Consider the following 18777-nt stretch of genomic DNA (forward strand, 5'->3'; position numbering starts at 1 on the left):
GTTCCGAATTGCACCGTGCTGAAATCTCCAGACGGAAAGGTTATTGCAAAGCGGATGCCAGTTTTTAAATCATGATGATTATCAGCAGGTTAAAAATGAGTCTGGATGCATGGTGGAGCAAACGGTCTGTTTCAGACCATCTGGTCAAAAATAACTGCACGTTTATCAGGCAGGATTGAGCTTAAATGGTGCAGAATTGTTAATTTTATAATCCTTAATGGTTACGCATTAATATTGTCAGTGTTACTTCCATCATCGGGATGCATAGCGATAGTCGCCTGTAGCGCCATTTGCTATGATTTCAGCCTTGCCGTTTGTCTCAGGGAGACGTTGTGAAGCCATTGGTCGAACCTCCGCAGCCTGCCGCCGGAGAGAAAAAATCCCGTCAGACGGCGGCGAAAACCCCGTCGCGTCGCTCGCGGGCGGTCGCTGCCAAGCGCGGCAATATCATGGCGGCGGCGCTGGAATTCTTTTCGTTGTACGGCATTCATGGCACCAGTCTGGATCAGGTTGCCGAGCGCGCCGACGTGTCAAAAACCAACCTGCTGTATTACTTCCCGTCAAAAGAAGATTTGTATATCGCGGTACTGAAAGGGCTGCTGGATATCTGGCTGGCGCCGCTGAAAGCATTGCAGTCTGATCAGCATCCGCTGGAAGCGATACGTGAATATATCCGTCTGAAACTGTGTGTATCCCGTGACCATCCGCAGGCATCGCGGCTGTTTTGTCTGGAGATGGTGCAGGGCGCGCCGTTACTGAAACAGGAACTGGGCGGGAGTTTGAAAACGCTGGTGGAAGATAAATCGGATGTTATTCGCGGCTGGATCAAAGATGAGCTGATCGCGCCGGTTGATCCGATGCAGCTGATTTTTATGTTGTGGGCAACCACCCAGCATTATGCGGACTTTGGCGTACAAGTTGAGGCTATCACCGGTAAAACGCTCAGCGATCCTGAGTTTTTTGAACAGACGGTGAATAACGTGCAGCACATTATTACCGAAGGCATTCAGCTTCGGGCTTAAAGAGGTCAGGATGGATTCGGTTTCTCAGTTAGTATTGGGCGCGGCGGTCGGTATCGCGGTGATGGGCAAACGCGCGCCGGTGTGGAAATCCGCGCTGGCCGGGGCAGTCTGCGGCACGTTGCCCGATCTGGATGTGTTTTACGATCACGGTGACGCCATCAGTAATATGACGATGCACCGCACTGAAACTCATGCGCTGTTGTATCTGACGTTGATTTCACCGCTGCTGGCCTGGCTGATGGCAAAACTGCTCAGCGGCGGGCGGCATTTCAAACACTGGTGGGGCGCGGTCTGGCTGGCGCTGATCACCCATCCGCTGCTGGACTTAATGACCGTTTACGGTACGCAGCTCGGATTACCTTTCACAAACTATCCGTTTGCGGTCGGCAGCATTTTCATCGTCGATCCGCTGTATACCTTACCGCTGATCATCGGCGTCGGGCTGGCGCTGTACCGCGAGCAACAGCGCGGGATCACGTGGAATAACGTGCTGCTGGGCGTGAGTTGTTTGTATCTGGCCTGTACCGCCTTCGAGCAACATCAGGTGACGCGGCATGTTGGCGAGGAATTACAACGCCAGAATATCGAAAGCACGCAGGTGCTGGTCACGCCGACGCCGCTCAATTCGCTGGTGTGGCGCGTGGTGGTGATGAATAAGGACAGCTACGGCGAAGGGTTTACCTCGCTGCTGCATCCGGATTCACCGATCCGCTTCCGCTTTTATCCGCGCGGCGAAGCGTTATACGAGGCGCATAAAGATAATGCGTTTCTGGCGCGCGTCGCCTGGTTCAGCCACGGTTTCTTCAGCGTAAAAGAGCAGGGTGGCCACATTCTGGTCAGCGATTTACGCATGGGACAGGAACCGGATTACACCTTTGTGTTTGATCTCGGCGAAATGAAACCCGGTATGCCGCCAGAACTGCCGGTGAAAGTGGCATCCGCCAGACCGTCCGCCAGAAAAATGCTGGATCAGTTCTGGCAGGCGCTGGAAGTGGAGTAATCCGCAGTAAGGTGAAAGGAACTTGGTGGCGGATGCCAGTCACTTAAGGAAATGAGGCCCGTGAATTCGGGCCTTCAATGAAGCAAACAGTACTACAAGTCTGATTCCTGCGTTACTTAGAAGCACAGAAATGAATTTGTATTCATAAATGGCTTAATTAAACGGTTGGCATCAGGCATGAATCCCATTCCCGCAGGAAATTATTATATTGTTGAAAGGCCAAAGGGTAGTATCAAAAATAGAATAAGAGCCTGGGGCGTGGATACTTATAAAAGCACATTCTATTATCACGTTGACCATAGTGAATGGTTTGCTTTATATCGAGACGATATGTTAACAGATGATGGGACTATGATTGAAGGCGTGGGACGCGGCGGTTTCAGGTTGCACCCTGGGCAAATATCTGAAGGATGTATCACACTGGCTCATCATTGTGATTTCGCAATGCTGAGAGACGCTTTATTGCGGACAACCATGGTAGAAGTCCCTTGTATGAAGCATTTAATGGCATATGGAACAATTGAGGTAATCGCCAATGGCAGCATATGTCCTTAAAGGACTGCGGGTTTTGGGGTTTCTGACTCTATTCTTTATCAGTTCGAAAATTTACTTTTTTATCTATGGTGATACAGCCATATTAAATGGAAATACAGCATTTCAGGTCGCTGGATTTTTCAACAATAATCCTACGCCAGAAGATGTTTATGCAATCTCAGACTATGCAGTGCTGGTTATCAATATTATCGTGGCAATTGTTGTGTATTCTGTTGGTATAAATTTAATTCCAATCAAAAGTTTATTAGGTAAGGGTTTTTCTCAGCACATTGCGAGCATAGCGAAAGGGATAGCACTCAGGATTTTGAAGGTGGTTTCAGTGATTGGCCTTTTCGCGCTGTTCGTTTGTTGCATCGATTATGACCGATTTGTCTCGCCTGACGCGGAATATGGTCCTGCATTGGTATTTGCAATTACAACCTTTCTTACACTGATGAGTTATGGTTTGTTCGTTTATATGTTGCGTAGGTTAATGAAAAAAAAGAGGCCTGAGCCTGCTGCCGGTCACTTAAGGAAATGAGGCCCGTGAATTCGGGCCTTCAATGAAGCAAACAGCACTACAAGCCTGATTCCTTCGTTCCTCAGAAGCACAGAAAGAATTTGTATTCATAAATGTGCTTAAGTGACGGGTATTAGCCAGGTGGCTCTTTTTTCAATCCCTTCTTATATCAATCATTCAGACTTTGCGGCTGCGGCAGCGCAACCAATAACCGATCCCCAGCACCACAAACCACAACGGCGTGACGAGAAGCGCCTGACGGGTGTCATCCTGTAAGGTCAGCAGCACCAGAACGAAGGCGAAGAAGGCCATACAGACCCAGCACATCAGTTTACCGAGTGGCATTTTGTAGATGGATGCTTCGTGCAACTGAGGGCGTTGACGGCGATAGACCAGGTAAGAGCAAAGAATGATGGTCCAGACGAACATAAACAGAATCGCCGAAACGGTGGTGACCAGCGTGAAGACCGTCACCACGTTTGGGATCAGGTAAATCAGCACCACACCGCCGAGCAGGCAGATACAGGAGAAGGTCAGGCCGTTTGACGGCACCGCGCGGGAAGAGAGTTTACCGAACGCTTTCGGCGCATTGCCTTCCTGTGCCAGACCAAACAACATGCGGCTGGTGGAGAACACGCCGCTGTTAGCGGAAGACGCCGCCGAAGTCAGCACCACGAAGTTGATAATGCTCGCCGCTGCGGGAAGACCGGCCAGTACGAACAGTTCAACAAACGGGCTTTTATCCGCCACTACATGGCTCCACGGTGTGACGGACATAATCATGATCAGCGAGAACACGTAGAACATGATGATGCGCAGCGGAATGGCATTAATCGCGCGCGGCAGGGACTTTTGCGGATCTTTGGTTTCTGCGGCAGTGGTGCCTACCAGCTCGATCCCGACAAACGCGAACACCGCTATCTGGAAACCGGCAAAGAAGCCGCTGACGCCTTTCGGGAAGAATCCGCCATCATTCCATAGATTGCTGAACGAGGCGACGGTGCCTGCTGGTGTCTGGAAGTGGGTCAGCACCATCACCAGTCCGGCGATAATCAGCCCGACGATGGCGACGATTTTGATCATCGCAAACCAGAATTCCATCTCACCGAACATTTTCACCGTGGCAAGATTCAGGCTGAGCAGCACCAGAACGCAGAGCAGGGAGGCGATCCATTGCGAGAGGCCGGGGAACCAGAATTGTGCGTAGGCGGTAATTGCCACGACATCCGCGATGCCGGTCACCACCCAGCAGAACCAGTAGGTCCAGCCGGTGAAATAGCCAGCCCACGGGCCCAGCAGGTCGGCGGCAAAATCGCTGAAAGATTTGTATTCGAGGTTGGACAATAAGAGTTCGCCCATCGCACGCATGACGAAAAACAGCATAAAGCCGATGATCATGTAGACGAAGATGATGGACGGACCGGCGAGGCTGATGGTTTTTCCCGAGCCCATAAACAGGCCGGTACCGATAGCGCCACCGATGGCGATAAGCTGGATATGGCGGTTGGAGAGATTTCGCCGCAGACCTTCCGCGTTCTCTTCCTCTGGCCGGGCGAGGATTTTTGACTCTTCTTGCATGTTGTATAGATTCCTGTTTTTTGCTTTTTGCGTATGAACTCCGCCATATCGCATTCATTTACGGCAATTATTTGAGCTCTGAGGCTCTTATATCCTCTCAGCTGGAACGACAGCCGGAGTGAGTGATTGTAATAATAATGTTAATTTCGAATATGTTATAACCGAGATGAAAAATGCCAGTCAGGGTAAATGTATCGTAATTTTTACATAGTGGATAACTGAGTGTTAATTAATCAGGTATGAGCCGAAGGGGAAGAATAATACCTTTTTTTGGTGTGATGAGCTTCACAAATATTTACCGGAAAGACGGTAAAAAAAGTAAGGGTAAGCGTTTGACATCATCAGGATAGAGGAGAATAATTCGTCCCGTTGGGTCGTTAGCTCAGTCGGTAGAGCAGTTGACTCTTAATCAATTGGTCGGCGGTTCGAACCCGCCACGACCCACCAACAATTCGCAAGCCCTTGCATTATCTCCTGCAGTTTTAATTCTCCTTTCATTATTACGTAATACGTTCTCCGCCAGACAATATAAGCCAGCGAAAAAAATAACGCTTTGTGTTCTCAGAAGGCTTTTGTTCTCAAAAGAAGTCGGTGAAGTTTTGTTTTTAAATCAACCAGCAAGTTGGGATTATTTACGCGAGCCTTGAAGGGTGTAAAGACTGAATGATTTTAGAGGAGTCAGGCCCCTGAATGAGGCCAGAATATGTTAGGGCGAGGTGATACAGGTATATATCAATACATAATTGTCGTATTGGGAGTCTTACCATTCTTAAGCTGTTTTTGCACCCGCATACACAAGCTGAAAATCAGCAGATGAACATGGGTGATAAAAGTACGTTCTTCAGCAAACTGACTGCTGCGTAAAACGACCGTTTCGGATCGGTTCTGTTTGGCAACCAGCAGCTCAATCCCTTTTTCACGAAATTCGTCTTCGTATGCCTTAACTATCCCTGCGGGAGCGATGAGTGTGTAACTGTACATAATCATTCCTGACATTGAGTTGAACATCTGATCGGATAAATCTGATTAAGAATATCAAATACGACCTGATGACTATTAGCAATTCGGGTGATGGTTTTTTATACGGATGTCACAAATCAGCACGACTTTTAAGAGCTGCGGACACTTCACCTGTTGCCGGTACAGGTTTTTTGTTGCCCGTTGCGCGCACGCTGCTATCATTCGTTCATAAACTCAGGGAGATAACGATGAAAAAAACACTGGTGGCCTTGGCTGCTTTATTTTTAGCCGGGTGTGCGAGTAATCCTTATGAACCGACGCTTCAGGTTAAATCAACCTACGCGAATGCCAGCGCGGTTGCGCCAGAAGGGCAAACGCATATCCGTTTGCATCGGTTGGAACAATCTTCGATTATTCCGTTTGAGAAGACCTGCCCGCTGCTGGTGATTCTGGACGGAAAGACAATCGCCACTCTGCATTTCAATCAATATGTGGATTTGAATGTGCCAAACGGTATGCGCAAGATTGAAGTGCGGATTGCCTGTGCGCTGACGAAAACCACCGGCTCGATCACGGTCGATGCGAACGGGAAAAACATCAGTCTGGAAACCGACCGTAGTTTCTTCGGAACCTACAATATCCGGCCTGAAGGCAGCACTAATAAGTAATAAAATGAAAAACCCGCGAAAGCGGGTTTTTTATTGTCAGCCATTTATCTGCATTTTCAGATGTACGGCCTGGACCACTCAAGAATCTGATCGTGCTTCAGCGGGCGTGAGAAATAGAAACCTTGCACCGAATCGCACCGAAGCTCTTCCAGACACAACAGGGTATCGTTGTCTTCAACCCCTTCCGCCACCACCTGATAACTGAGCGCATGCGCCATTTCTATCATCGATTTCACAATGACTTTGCTTTTGTTGTCATTGCTGATGCCCTGAATCAATGACTGGTCCAGTTTCAGCGTATCAGCCGGGATCTTTTGCAGGTAATTCAGATTACTGTAACCGGAGCCGAAATCGTCCAGCGCGATGCTGATCCCCATATTGCGTAGTGCATCCAGCGACGCTACGGCGTGCGGATTATTCGCCAGCGTCTGAGTTTCCAGACATTCGATTTCCAGCATCGAGGGCGATACCTGATGCAGAATCAGCGCGTTGTGAATGCGCTGCACCAGATCCTGCTCTACCAGATTATTGGCGGTGAGGTTAATCGATACCTGAATTTGTGCGCCGCGTTTTTGCCATTCGGCAATTTGCATCACGGCCTGGGTGATCACCCAGTTGGTCAGCGGAGTAATCAGCGGTGTTTTTTCAGCCAGAGGAATAAATTCGGACGGCGAAATCACGCCGAGAGTCGGATGCTGCCAGCGGATCAGCGCTTCAACGCCCTGGAATTTTTTATCGGCCAGACGAATTTTCGGCTGATACAGCAAATGGAAATCTTTGCAGGAGGCAACGGTCGCCATCAGATCATTCAGCAGGTTAAAGGCGCGCCGCTGGATAACATCCGATTCCTGATGATAGGGCATCACCAGCTGGTTTTTGCTGATGGCTTCATGCAATGAGGACATCCCCTGCCGCATGATGTTTTCAGCGCAGTCAGAGGTTGGCGAAAATACCGTATAACCAGCATGCAGGCGGACATTTATCGGAATGTCGCTGGTGATACTTTTCTGAATTCTTGTCGCCGCATTTTCCAGCTGAGTGAAGATTTCTTCCTGCTCATCAATGCGCTTGATGAGTGCAAAGCGACCCAGCATCAGGCTGTACACTTTGTCATTTTCGTTGAGTTCACTGCGCAGGAATGAGCCGATATCTTTGAGGATATTTTCGACTTTGGGGATACCAATGGCACGGCCAATGTCATAGGCGTAGAGCGTATCCAGCGTGTCGATCATTATCAGCAGATAAGCGGTATTGTCCGGCGCTTTGATCAGTTGCGCGATGTCTTCCATCAGACGCTGGCGGTTAGGCAAGCGCGTAACGATATCAACAAAACTCATGCTGCTGCGGGATTCGATAATGTCGATGACAATCGCCGCCAGATCCGAGAGCATTTCTGTTTCCTGAACGGAAAAGTCGCGGGGATTTTTATCTGCCAGGCATAAGCTGCCGACAGCAAAACCTTCACGGGTAATCAGCGGGGCACCGGCGTAAAAGCGCATCCCTTCTTCACCAGTGACCAGCGGGTTCTCGTTAAAACGGGGATCCAGAGTAGCGTCATTCACCACCATCACAGACGAAGAGCGGATGGTGTAATCGCAAAAAGCGATATCCCGTGCGGTATAACACAGCGCGGTATTGGTTTTAGATTTAAACCACTGACGATGCTGGTCAACCAGAGTAATGATGCAAATTGGAATATCAAAAATCTGCTGAGTGAGACGGGTAATCAGATCAAGGACTTCATCCGGATTGCTGTCAGCAATCTTGAGTTTTTGCAGCGCCGCAAGCCGTTTCTTTTCGTTTGGATTCAGAACCCTTTTCATTCTGTACGACCTCTGATCGCCGAGCTGGACGCGTTTAGTTATGCACTATAGCGTGACTTTGATTCATTTATCATTTTCTTTTGTCCGTTTTGCGAGGGTGGCTGTCAGTTAGTCAGGCGCAGGAAGTTATCGTTTGCGTACTATGAATCTACCGGCGCATCGCAGCTGCCTCTAAACCTCAAGGAGAATCGTATGTTAAACGACCCGTCGCAGAAATATCGCCCCTTCCCGCAGGTCAATTTGCCTGACCGGCAGTGGCCGGGAAATGTGCTCAGTGCGGCACCACAATGGTGCTCAAGTGATTTGCGCGACGGTAATCAGGCGCTGGCGGAACCCATGGATAATGCGCGTAAACGTCAGTTTTTCGATTTGCTGATTAAGTGTGGTTTTAAGCAGATTGAAGTCGCATTCCCGTCGGCATCGCAAACCGATTTTGATTTTGTTCGCGGGCTGATTGAAGACAAGCTGATCCCTGATGACGTGGTGATCCAGGTTCTGACGCCATCACGTCCTGATCTGATTGCGCGCACCTTTGAAGCTCTGAAAGACGTGCCACGCGCTATCGTGCATTTATACAACGCCACCGCGCCGGTGTTCCGCGAAGTTGTTTTCAATCAGGATCAGGCTGCAACCCGCGAACTGGCCGTGCGCGGCGCGCAGCAGATCCGCCAGCTTTGCGAACAATATTCGCAAACCGACTGGACGTTCGAATATTCACCGGAAACTTTCTGTTTTACTGAACTGGAGTTCGCGCTGGAAGTGTGTGAAGCCGTGGCGGATGTCTGGGAGCCGGGCGCGCAAAGACCGATGATCATTAATTTACCGGCCACTGTGGAAGTCAGTACACCGAATATTTATGCCGATCAGATTGAATGGTTCTGTCGTCATTTCAGCCGCCGCCAGCAGGTTTCCATCAGCGTGCATCCGCACAATGACCGCGGGACCGGCGTGGCGTGTGCCGAACTGGCCATGCTGGCGGGTGCAGATCGCGTGGAAGGGTGTTTGTTCGGAAACGGTGAACGCACGGGGAACGTAGATCTTGTGACGCTGGCGCTGAATCTCTATACACAAGGTGTCGCGCCTGAACTGGATTTCAGTAATTTGCAGGCTATTGTGGAAGCGGTGGAAGAGTGCAATCAGTTGCCGGTGCATCCGCGCCATCCGTATGCGGGGGAGCTGGTCTTTACAGCGTTTTCTGGTTCGCATCAGGACGCTATCAAGAAAGGGTTTACGGCGCAGAAAGCCTCAGATAGCCCGTACTGGCGCGTGCCGTACCTGCCGCTGGATCCTGCGGATGTCGGATGCAGCTACGAAGCGGTCATTCGCGTCAACAGTCAGTCAGGGAAAAGCGGGGCGGCGTGGCTGCTTGAGCAAAACCACGGTCTGAAATTGCCACGTGGCTTGCAGATTGATTTCAGCAAAGCCGTACAGCGCGAGACCGATACGCATGGCAAAGAAATGAGTACCAGTGATATCTGGCGCCTGTTCCGCCAGCGTTATGGTTTAACTGAACAACCGGCGATCAAACTGCTGGGTTATGACATCCGCAGTGATGAACAAAACGTCTGTCATTTCAGCGCGCGGATCCGTTATCGCAATGAAGATCAGAATATTACCGGCAGCGGCAATGGTCTGCTTTCCGGCGCAGCTGATGCGCTGCGTCGCAGTTTCGACGTGCAACTGGAGATCGGGGATTATCACGAGCATACGCTGGGGCATCAGAGTCACAGCCGTGCGGTAGCCTATCTGAGCTGTCAGGGGCGTCCGGGGGAAACCTGTTACGGCGTGGGGATCGACAGCGATGTTTCCAGCGCGTCTTTGCAGGCGTTGTTTAATGCAGCCAGCGCCATAATGGCTGATTAATGTGGCTGACTGATTTTTCTGGTTAAGCTGTCTGATTAAAGTATTCGCTGGGTGAAACGCCCAGTAAACGGCGGAACATCGCACTAAAGGCACTCGGGCTGTCATAGCCGAGTGCCAGCGCCACATCAATCACTGACACGCCAGCCGCCAGCTGATTCAGTGCTTCGAGTAATTTCGCCTGACGTACCCAGTCACTAAAACGTAATCCTGTTTCACGCTGAAAACGGCGCGAAAGGGTGCGGCTGCTGATCCCCAGCCGTTGTGCGATGTCTTCCAGCTCCCAGGATGAACACAAGTCTGCCCGGATCTGCTGAGTCAGTATCAGAAGCTCCGGCTCCTTCGGTTCCGGAAGATGAAGCGGTAAGCTCGGCAACAGACGTAATTCGTCAAGCAAAAGCTCCATAATGCGTTCGTCGCGACCGCCGGGGAGGTAATCGACCGGAACGGTCAGCGAGGTGAGGATCAGTTCGCGCAGCAAGGGCGAAATTTGAACAACCTGACATTGTGCGGGCAAATCTGCACGGGCCAGAGGCTCAACAAACAGGGTGCGGGCTTTGACACCACCGATAAAACGCAGGCTGTGCTCGACGTAAGCGGGTAACCAGACGCCGCGTCCGGGTGGCACTATCCAGGTTCCGAGCGTGGTATGCACTTCCACCACGCCGGATAAAGTATGAATCAGTTGTGAACAGCTGTGGCTGTGCGCGGGCTCACTGTCGCCATGCTGGTAATCGATAGCCAGAGGGGCTATCGCCTGGTGAGGAGCAAGGAAGTTGTGCTGCATGGATCAATGGTGTTGTTGGTTCTTGGCATCTTCAACGGCTTGTTTCGCTTCTTCTGCCGCTTTCTGAATTTCTTCTTCAGTCAGCTGTTCCGAAACTTCCAGCAGTTCTCCCAGGCCGTCACTGACATGGACATCATCGGCTTTGCTTTTGTTTTCTTTGTTCTTTTCGTCGCTCATGCTTTTGTTCCCGTTAAATGAATTCAGGACTTAACTATAGCAGAGAGTTAGCGCAGAAAGTGCAGGGTATAAACGGGGAAAGGCAGAGCCTGTCGGGCGACAGACTCCTGAATACATTACTGGCGGTATGCGAACTTAATTTGTTGCAGGGAGTTTTTGAAGACTTCAGCCTGTTGCTCGTCTTCCATCTGCGCAACAAAACGCTCCATGTTCAGCATGACTTTACCCGCATCGGCCTGACCGATGGCTTTGAGGATCAGGGTCAGCGTGGCTTTCAGGCAGGCAACTTCGGTCGCCAGTGTTTCAACGTTAGCTTCAGTCGTAAAATCGCAATTACACATTATTTATATCTCCTCAGGCTGGCTGCCAGGCAGCACGCCGATTTCTAAAGGGCAGAAAAATGGGGCTAAAAATGAACTCACCCGTTCGTGCCGGGTGGAAAGTGGCGGCATTTTAGCATAGTTGGCCGGTTTTAGTGCATCGCCGGTGTCGGCGCTGTCAGCGCGTTTATTGGATATAAACATATAGCGCTTTTGTACATGGAGTAAAGAATACTAAACATTATTGCCGGATGAGAACATTTCATCCCCACGTGCAGATTTATTCATATAATCCCGCAGCAATTCGTGCGATCGCAAATAATCATCGGCCATATCATATATATGTGAATGAGGTTTGCTGGCGGTTAAATAGACAGCACTGTTAACAATGGGGTTTAAGCCTCAAAAGACAGCGGGCATTATTTTTTTGCGGGAAAAAAGACAGGATGGATCCTGCTGCTTTACCCTTGATTAAAAAGACTTTTTTATAAATTATTAATACAGCTGATGGCATTTCTCATTTACATTCAGCAAAGTAGTTTTTTGCAGACACTCCTTGGTCAGGAAGACATGTTAGAGTAAAATACGCGGGCTATAATAAATAACTGTGTCTTCCTGATTTAAAAACACTGCCTTGACATGCAGTGGGACGAGTTAGTTGATGCTGGCCTCTAATTGCCACCTTCTCTTCATTTATACGCTGTCTGAGAACAATATTAATGTTCGCCGCGTTGGAATACGTAAGACTGGCCTGAAGACCCTGACGGTGTGTTGCCCTTATTTTTTGGAGAATTCTCTTTGATTAGCGTTCTTCTTGTTGATGACCACGAACTGGTGCGCGCAGGGATCCGACGCATTCTTGAAGATATCAAAGGCATCAAAGTTGTTGGTGAGGCGCAATGCGGTGAAGATGCCGTCAAATGGTGTCGTACCAATGATGTTGATATTGTCCTGATGGATATGAACATGCCAGGTATTGGTGGGCTGGAAGCGACGAAAAAAATCGTCCGTTTCTCCCCGGATATCAAGATCATCATGTTAACGATTTATACTGAAAACCCGTTGCCGGCCAAAGTGATGCAGGCGGGGGCGTCAGGTTATCTGAGCAAAGGTGCTGCACCACAGGAAGTGGTCAATGCGATTCGTCTGGTCGATTCTGGTCAGCGTTATATTGCGTCTGATATTGCACAGCAAATGGCTCTGAGTCAGATAGAACCTCAGTCTGAAACACCGTTTGATTCCTTATCTGAGCGTGAATTACAAATCATGCTGATGATTACCAAGGGACAAAAAGTGAATGAAATTTCAGAACAACTGAACTTGAGTCCGAAGACCGTTAACAGTTATCGTTATAGGATGTTTAGTAAATTAAATATCAGCGGCGATGTTGAGTTAACCCATTTGGCTATTCGACACGGTTTGTTCAACACGGAGACTTTATCAGGCAGTGAGTGATGAGCGTTTCGACCCCAAGGCCTTTCTGAAAACGGTCACCAGCCAGCCCGGCGTCTACAGGATGTATGACGCCAGCGGCACCGTAATCTACGTAGGTAAAGCCAAAGACCTTAAAAAACGTCTTTCGAGCTATTTCCGTGTCCAGGTTTCCAGCCGCAAAACCGAAACTCTGGTCAAAAATATTGCGCAAATCGATGTCACCGTTACGCATACGGAAACGGAAGCGCTGCTCCTCGAGCATAACTACATCAAGCTGTATCAGCCACGTTACAACGTCTTGTTACGTGATGATAAGTCTTACCCGCTGATTTTCCTCAGCGCGGATAATCATCCAAGAATTACGGTTCACCGTGGTGCAAAACACGCCAAAGGCGAGTATTTCGGGCCTTTCCCGAACTCTTATGCCGTGCGTGAAACCCTGGCGTTGCTGCAAAAACTTTTCCCGATCCGCCAGTGCGAAAACAGCGTTTACAGCAACCGCTCGCGCCCTTGTCTGCAATATCAGATTGGCCGTTGCCTGGGGCCGTGCGTCAAAGGGCTGGTGAGTGAAGAAGATTATAAAGATCAGGTTGAATACGTTCGCCTGTTCTTGTCCGGTAAAGATCAGCAGGTAGTTACCCAGCTTGTTAACCGCATGGAAGAAGCCAGCAAATCGCTTCGATTCGAAGATGCCGGACGGATAAGAGATCAGATCCAGGCCGTGCGCCGCGTAACCGAACGTCAGTTCGTGTCCGGTAACAGTGAAGATCTGGATGTCATCGGCGTGGCCTTTGAATCCGGTATGGCTTGTCTGCACGTATTGTTTATCCGGCAGGGCAAAGTGCTGGGCAGCCGCAGCTATTATCCGAAAGTGCCGGGCGGTACTGATCTTGGTGAAGTGGTACAAACGTTTGTCGGGCAATTTTATCTGCAGGGCAGCCAGCAGCGGACACTTCCCGGTGAAATCTTGCTGGACTTCAGTCTGGCGGAAAAAGATCTGCTGGCCGACTCGCTTAGCGAGCTGGCCGGGCGCAAAGTGCAAATACAGAGTAAACCGCGCGGCGATCGTGCACGTTATCTGAAACTGGCGCGCACCAATGCTTCAACAGCCCTGACGACCAAGCTGGCGCAGCAGTCGACAATCCATCAGCGGCTGGCGGAGCTGGCAAAAACCCTGCACCTTGCTGAAATTAACCGCATGGAATGCTTCGACATCAGCCATACTATGGGCGAGCAGACGGTCGCATCTTGTGTGGTTTTCGATGGCAATGGTCCGGTGCGTTCAGAATACCGGCGCTATAACATCAATGGTATTACGCCCGGCGATGACTACGCTGCGATGGCGCAGGTGTTGCAGCGCCGCTATGGTAAAGCGCTGGATGATAATAAAATCCCGGATGTCATCTTTATCGATGGCGGTAAAGGGCAGCTTGGCATGGCGCTGGATGTGTTCAATTCACTGAATGTGGAGTGGGATAAATCCAAACCGTTGCTGATTGGTATCGCCAAGGGGGCGGATCGCAAAGCCGGACTGGAAACGCTGTTCTTTGTGCCAGAAGGCGAGGGGATTGCGCTACCGGCAGATTCCCCGGCTCTGCATGTTATTCAGCATATTCGCGATGATTCACACAATCACGCCATTACAGGTCACCGGCAGAGACGCGCTAAAGTCCGCACTACCAGCGCACTGGAAGAAATCGAAGGCGTCGGGCCGAAACGGCGTCAGGTTTTACTGAAATACATGGGAGGCATTCAGCCATTACTGAATGCCAGCGTAGAGGAAATTGCACAGGTACCGGGTATTTCTATCGCATTGGCAGAAAAGATTCATAATGCGTTGAAACACTAAGGGCGTTGTAGCAACATACTCATAATATCCACACCGGACAAACAGTTACCTTCGCTATGCAATTTAATATACCTACGTGCCTTACCCTGTTTCGCGTTGTACTGATACCGTTCTTCGTGCTGGCCTTTTACCTGCCTTATCCATGGGCACCGCTGGCTTGTGCGTTGATCTTCGTTTTTGCCGCCGCGACTGACTGGTTTGATGGTTATCTGGCACGTCGTCTGAAGCAGACAACCCGCTTCGGTGCGTTTCTTGATCCCGTCGCCGACAAAGTGATGGTGGCTATTGCGCTGGTGCTGGTCGCGGAGTATTTCCACTCCTGGTGGATTACGTTACCTGCTGCGACCATGATTGCCCGTGAAATTATCATTTCAGCATTGCGTGAATGGATGGCTGAAATTGGTAAACGCAGCAGTGTGGCGGTATCGTGGATTGGTAAAGTGAAGACCACAGCGCAAATGCTGTCGCTGGTCGCGTTATTATGGCGTCCGGATGCGATTGTTGTGGGCGTGGGTGTCGTGGCGTTGTACATTGCTGCGGTGCTGACTTTCTGGTCAATGTTCCAATATCTCAACGCTGCGCGCCACGATTTGCTGGAACCCTGATCAAACTGACGTAAAAAACGTCAAACGATCGCCAGAAGCGATAATTTTATTGACTCAATCCGTCAGGTCAGTAGAATGCAACGCATCGGAAGGCAGCCAGTCTTATGCCAGAAGATTAGTTAAAAAAATCAGTACGTTCTGATTAAAGCGGGAATAGCTCAGTTGGTAGAGCACGACCTTGCCAAGGTCGGGGTCGCGAGTTCGAGTCTCGTTTCCCGCTCCAAATTTTATTAAACTGGTTCGTGAATTGGTTTAAGTGCAAGACAAGTAGTAAGATTTAAGGCGCGTTAACAAAGCGGTTATGTAGCGGATTGCAAATCCGCCTAGTCCGGTTCGACTCCGGAACGCGCCTCCAATTTTCCCGGAGCCCGGGTGGTGGAATCGGTAGACACAAGGGATTTAAAATCCCTCGGCCTTAGGCTGTACGAGTTCAAGTCTCGTCCCGGGTACCATGGGAAAATGCAAAGAATAATCAAAAGCAATATAGTAGTAATGTCGTTATAGCCACCTTCGGGTGGTTTTTTTATGTCTGCCTTTCATAATATTATTGATCCCCAACAGCAGGAACAATCGCAATTTTTCTATCATATCTGGCCGTCTGAGACGCCGATTTATGCCCTGATATTGCCTGCTTGTCAGACAGAGACCCTTCAAGATCCGATATCCCCTTCGCCTTCAGATCATGGAATGTGAAATTGAAATCCAGTTCTGGGAATTTCTCCTTTGCTTCTTGCTTTGCCTTCATCCAACGACTGTTAAACCCATCCCGCGTGTACCCCGCCCCTGATGCCTGATGCAGAACAAAAATGCTGCTCATCCCGGCATTAATCGGCAGAGTTCCGGCGAGTGCAATAGCCGCCTTCAAACGCGGACCCCACGCTTAATCTGAGCAACACCAGTTTTGCTTTGCTGGATCATTATGCCATTTTCCAAAAGCTGCATTTTTTTCATGCTCAACACATCAGCCTGGCGGGCAACACAGGTAAGCCAGTTCCATTGCAACTTTCACGACCGTTGGCGCAACGCTATAAAGTGCATCATATTGCTTATCAAAAATGTATGTCGTTCTGGCCTGTTCCTTAAACTGCTTTACGCCTTTACACGGATTCATGTTCACCATGCCGCGCTCATATCTCCAGCGAAACACGCGGGATATAAACGCCCTTTCTCTGTTAGCCTGCGTCCGGCTTTTTACCCCTCGCTTATCCATATACTTTCGAATGTGCTCCGGTCTAATATTATCCGGTTGCACCGCCCCAAACACCGGCATAACTTTCACGGAGTATTTTCGATAGTCTTTTTGTGTTTCTTTCGCCAGCTCCATAAAGTCACCAGAGTTGAAGAACTTCTCCACCAGGCCTTCGAATAAATTCTCATCTTTCTTATCGTTGATTAATGCCTCGTATGCTGCCCAAACCTCAGCAGGGGAGGAGTCAAAACCGCATAGCCGGATAGTGCCGCCATTCTTCGGTTTGAATTCAAAGGCCGAACGGCCCCGACAAGTGCGCGGGGGCATCCAGTTATCGGCCGGGTTTGTGCGTTTTCTTCCCATTAGTCCATGGCTCCAAAATTTGGCTCCTACATTCAATTAACAACAGGTTGTTGACGATGACCCATAGGATCATTGAAATGCTGCCATGTTGTACGAGGCCGGCCATCCTTTCGAATGATTTTGAACTGTCTTTAATGGACGAATACCCCGGCAGTAACGATAAGCAACTGGTAAAGGAGGGGGATCCTTGCATCGTTAAAATAGGCGCTGACACTGTCATTACAGGATATATCGACCGCTGGGCTCCGATGATTTCAGCCTTGAGGCATGAAGTCCGGGCAACGGGCCGAAGTAAGTGTGAGGATCTAGTGGATTGCTCAGCCAAGTGGGATAACAACGTCATCACCGGCGCTACCCCATTACAGATTGCACAGCGTCTGGCAGCGCCCTATAGCATCACCGTATCGAGTGATGTTACCGGTATAAAGAATGTCCCACAGTTTACGCTGAACTGGGGGGAGAGCTCTCAGGAAATCATTGACCGAATCACTCGCTGGGCCGCGCTTCTCTACTATGACCTACCTGATGGCAGCCTCTATCTGACCCGAGTTCGTACGAAGAAGGCCGCCAGCGGCGTAGCGCAGGGAGTCAATATCGAGGCAGCAGCCTATGAAGCCTCGATGGATGAGCGGTTTTCCGAATATACCGGTGTATCAATGACGGTTAACCCGCTGGTTGATGACACCGGTTATGGAGCCGTGACCAAAGCCACCGCGAATGATCCGGACGTTGCCAAAATGCGATACCGGAACCGGATCATCATTGTCGAAAGCACGATGAACACCACCGAGCTGGCGCAGCAGGCGATTGACTGGGAAATGAACCGGCGTTATGGCCGCTCTAAGGTTCTGCAGGTCACCATTGATAACTGGCGCGACAGCGCGGGCAAGCTGTGGGAGCCCAACACCCTGATCCCCGTTAATATCCCCAAGATGGGCATCAATGACGTGCTGTGGCTGCTGGCGGAAGTCACTTTTATCAAAGATGACCAGGGCACGGTGGCGCAGATGGTACTGATGCCGCCGGCGGCATTCTCGGTTCAGCCATATCGTTTCTACAACGTCATTCAGGAGCTGAACAGATGACGATGCTCAACACGCTTTACCGCCGGGCGATGATGATGCTCGGCGTGGGCAGCGTATCGCTGACGAATGATGATGGTGGGATCCAGAAGGTGCAGTATCAGACGCCGCTGGAAGTGCGCAGCCATACGCCGCGCCTGATGGAGTTCGGTTTCTCCTCTTCATTGCCGGATGGTGCCGATGTGCTGATCGCCTACCTTTCGGGCGACCGGTCGAACGCGGTGGTGATTGCCTCCGGTCATAAAGGCAGCCGCAAAACCGGCCTGAGTCTGGGTGAAACCATCATTTATGACCAGTGGGGGCAGCACATCAAACTCACTGAAACGGGAATAGAAATTGATGCAAACGGTCAGCCCGTCAAAGTCATTAATTCAACCACCGTCACCATCGTCGCTTCAGAAGAAATCTATGCTGACACGCCGGTGCTGAAATGTGCAGGGGACATCATTGACAACGCCGGGAGCAATACCACCACGCTGAAAGATCTGCGTGACACGCACAACCACGTTGTTAAAAATGTGCAGAGCGGAAGTTCATCGCCTACAAGCGAAAAACCCGGGGAGTTAGTTGAATGACTGACATTACAACGGTGTGGAATGCTGAACAATCTGTTGGTGACTGGGCTGAAGCTTTCGGTGATCTACAGTCAGGAGACGATTTAGAAACTGCCATTTTAATCAGCCTTTTTACTGACAGGCTGGCGCGGCAAGATGATGAGTATGATGGTGATAATCGTCGCGGCTGGTGGGGGGATCAAGATCAGGATTATCCAATTGGTTCACGGCTATGGCTGTTGCGTCGACAGAAGCTGACTTTAGCCGTTGCAAACAAAGCTCAGGACTTTGCCTCAGAGGCGCTTAAATGGCTTGTCGATGATGGCGTCGTTGCCAGTATTACCCCTGTCTCCCAAATTATTTACCCGAACCGCCTGAACCTTTTCATCACCTATCAAAAACCGGGACAGGACGCTGTGTCTAAGCGTTATTTCTGGGTCTGGGAGTCTTAA

General features: G+C 50.1%; 18 protein-coding genes, 4 tRNA genes and 2 pseudogenes. 16 read left to right on the plus strand and 8 right to left on the minus strand.

Annotated features, from left to right (window positions below; translation table 11 throughout):
- Positions 1 to 332 precede the first annotated feature (332 nt).
- The 4 genes from rutR to EC840_RS00455 all read left to right on the plus strand — a co-directional run bounded on the left by rutR (position 333) and on the right by EC840_RS00455 (position 3097).
- Positions 333 to 1022, plus strand: coding sequence for an HTH-type transcriptional regulator RutR (gene rutR, locus EC840_RS00440; RefSeq protein ID WP_112291207.1), 690 nt, complete (start codon positions 333 to 335; stop codon positions 1020 to 1022).
- A 10-nt stretch (positions 1023 to 1032) separates the two neighbouring features.
- The gene (locus EC840_RS00445) at positions 1033 to 2022 is read left to right on the plus strand and encodes a metal-dependent hydrolase (protein ID WP_112291205.1); all 990 of its coding nucleotides are present in this window, start codon (positions 1033 to 1035) and stop codon (positions 2020 to 2022) included.
- 177 nt (positions 2023 to 2199) lie between these two features.
- Positions 2200 to 2577, plus strand: a complete 378-nt coding sequence (locus tag EC840_RS00450; RefSeq protein WP_132963754.1) for a DUF2778 domain-containing protein — start codon at positions 2200 to 2202, stop codon at positions 2575 to 2577.
- Entirely contained in the window at positions 2558 to 3097 is a 540-nt protein-coding gene (locus tag EC840_RS00455; protein ID WP_132963755.1) for a hypothetical protein, read from the plus strand. The genes EC840_RS00450 and EC840_RS00455 overlap by 20 nt, the downstream gene beginning before the upstream one ends.
- Positions 3098 to 3253: 156 nt before the next feature.
- Here the strand turns inward: EC840_RS00455 and cycA are convergent, their stop codons facing one another.
- A complete protein-coding gene (cycA, locus tag EC840_RS00460; RefSeq protein ID WP_113878318.1) occupies positions 3254 to 4654 on the minus strand; it encodes a D-serine/D-alanine/glycine transporter in 1401 nt (466 codons plus the stop codon).
- 371 nt (positions 4655 to 5025) lie between these two features.
- Here cycA and EC840_RS00465 point away from each other — a divergent pair.
- Positions 5026 to 5101 (plus strand) — tRNA-Lys (locus tag EC840_RS00465).
- Between the two features lie 285 nt (positions 5102 to 5386).
- Here the strand turns inward: EC840_RS00465 and EC840_RS00470 are convergent.
- A complete protein-coding gene (locus EC840_RS00470; RefSeq protein WP_120506137.1) occupies positions 5387 to 5635 on the minus strand; it encodes a hypothetical protein in 249 nt (82 codons plus the stop codon).
- A 227-nt stretch (positions 5636 to 5862) separates the two neighbouring features.
- Between EC840_RS00470 and EC840_RS00475 the strand changes: the two genes are divergently transcribed.
- A complete protein-coding gene (locus tag EC840_RS00475) occupies positions 5863 to 6282 on the plus strand; it encodes a hypothetical protein (protein ID WP_113878321.1) in 420 nt (139 codons plus the stop codon).
- Between the two features lie 56 nt (positions 6283 to 6338).
- Here EC840_RS00475 and EC840_RS00480 read toward each other — a convergent pair whose 3' ends face one another.
- Positions 6339 to 8105, minus strand: a complete 1767-nt coding sequence (locus EC840_RS00480; RefSeq protein WP_132963756.1) for an EAL domain-containing protein — start codon at positions 8103 to 8105, stop codon at positions 6339 to 6341.
- A 192-nt stretch (positions 8106 to 8297) separates the two neighbouring features.
- Between EC840_RS00480 and leuA the strand changes: the two genes are divergently transcribed.
- Complete coding sequence (leuA, locus tag EC840_RS00485; protein ID WP_129638451.1) at positions 8298 to 9968, plus strand: 2-isopropylmalate synthase; 1671 nt, start codon at positions 8298 to 8300, stop codon at positions 9966 to 9968.
- A gap of 22 nt (positions 9969 to 9990) precedes the next feature.
- Here the strand turns inward: leuA and EC840_RS00490 are convergent, their stop codons facing one another.
- The 4 genes from EC840_RS00490 to EC840_RS00500 all read right to left on the minus strand — a co-directional run bounded on the left by EC840_RS00490 (position 9991) and on the right by EC840_RS00500 (position 11453).
- Complete coding sequence (locus EC840_RS00490) at positions 9991 to 10752, minus strand: helix-turn-helix transcriptional regulator (protein ID WP_132963757.1); 762 nt, start codon at positions 10750 to 10752, stop codon at positions 9991 to 9993.
- 3 nt (positions 10753 to 10755) lie between these two features.
- Positions 10756 to 10929, minus strand: a complete 174-nt coding sequence (locus tag EC840_RS25205) for a hypothetical protein (protein ID WP_165353140.1) — start codon at positions 10927 to 10929, stop codon at positions 10756 to 10758.
- A 116-nt stretch (positions 10930 to 11045) separates the two neighbouring features.
- On the minus strand, positions 11046 to 11270 hold the full coding sequence (locus EC840_RS00495) for a DUF2594 family protein (RefSeq protein ID WP_132963758.1): 225 nt from the start codon (positions 11268 to 11270) through the stop codon (positions 11046 to 11048).
- 3 nt (positions 11271 to 11273) lie between these two features.
- Positions 11274 to 11453, minus strand: a complete 180-nt coding sequence (locus EC840_RS00500; RefSeq protein WP_132963759.1) for a hypothetical protein — start codon at positions 11451 to 11453, stop codon at positions 11274 to 11276.
- A gap of 594 nt (positions 11454 to 12047) precedes the next feature.
- On the opposite strand from EC840_RS00500, the gene uvrY reads away from it, so the two are divergent.
- The 6 genes from uvrY to EC840_RS00530 all read left to right on the plus strand — a co-directional run bounded on the left by uvrY (position 12048) and on the right by EC840_RS00530 (position 15589).
- The gene (gene uvrY, locus EC840_RS00505) at positions 12048 to 12704 is read left to right on the plus strand and encodes a UvrY/SirA/GacA family response regulator transcription factor (RefSeq protein WP_013576296.1); all 657 of its coding nucleotides are present in this window, start codon (positions 12048 to 12050) and stop codon (positions 12702 to 12704) included.
- Positions 12697 to 14532: an excinuclease ABC subunit UvrC gene (gene uvrC, locus EC840_RS00510; RefSeq protein WP_132963760.1), complete on the plus strand. Its 1836-nt coding sequence runs from the start codon at positions 12697 to 12699 to the stop codon at positions 14530 to 14532. The genes uvrY and uvrC overlap by 8 nt, the downstream gene beginning before the upstream one ends.
- A gap of 56 nt (positions 14533 to 14588) precedes the next feature.
- Positions 14589 to 15137: a CDP-diacylglycerol--glycerol-3-phosphate 3-phosphatidyltransferase gene (pgsA, locus tag EC840_RS00515; RefSeq protein WP_101077248.1), complete on the plus strand. Its 549-nt coding sequence runs from the start codon at positions 14589 to 14591 to the stop codon at positions 15135 to 15137.
- 147 nt (positions 15138 to 15284) lie between these two features.
- Positions 15285 to 15360: transfer RNA gene (locus tag EC840_RS00520), tRNA-Gly, on the plus strand.
- A gap of 58 nt (positions 15361 to 15418) precedes the next feature.
- Positions 15419 to 15492 (plus strand) — tRNA-Cys (locus EC840_RS00525).
- An 11-nt stretch (positions 15493 to 15503) separates the two neighbouring features.
- Positions 15504 to 15589: transfer RNA gene (locus EC840_RS00530), tRNA-Leu, on the plus strand.
- 92 nt (positions 15590 to 15681) lie between these two features.
- Here the strand turns inward: EC840_RS00530 and EC840_RS00535 are convergent.
- Positions 15682 to 16689, minus strand: a pseudogene (locus EC840_RS00535) (tyrosine-type recombinase/integrase).
- A gap of 113 nt (positions 16690 to 16802) precedes the next feature.
- Between EC840_RS00535 and EC840_RS00540 the strand changes: the two are divergent.
- The 3 genes and pseudogenes from EC840_RS00540 to EC840_RS00550 form a co-directional block, all read left to right on the plus strand.
- Positions 16803 to 17774: pseudogene (locus tag EC840_RS00540) on the plus strand (phage baseplate assembly protein); the annotation flags it as partial.
- Positions 17771 to 18346 (plus strand): phage baseplate assembly protein, encoded by a 576-nt coding sequence (locus tag EC840_RS00545; protein WP_132963761.1) that lies wholly within the window; start codon positions 17771 to 17773, stop codon positions 18344 to 18346. The pseudogene EC840_RS00540 and the gene EC840_RS00545, both read left to right, overlap by 4 nt.
- Entirely contained in the window at positions 18343 to 18777 is a 435-nt protein-coding gene (locus EC840_RS00550) for a phage GP46 family protein (protein ID WP_132963762.1), read from the plus strand. The genes EC840_RS00545 and EC840_RS00550 overlap by 4 nt, the downstream gene beginning before the upstream one ends.

This window comes from Rahnella sp. JUb53 (assembly GCF_004346065.1).
In the GTDB taxonomy this organism is placed as follows: Bacteria; Pseudomonadota; Gammaproteobacteria; order Enterobacterales; family Enterobacteriaceae; genus Rahnella; species Rahnella variigena.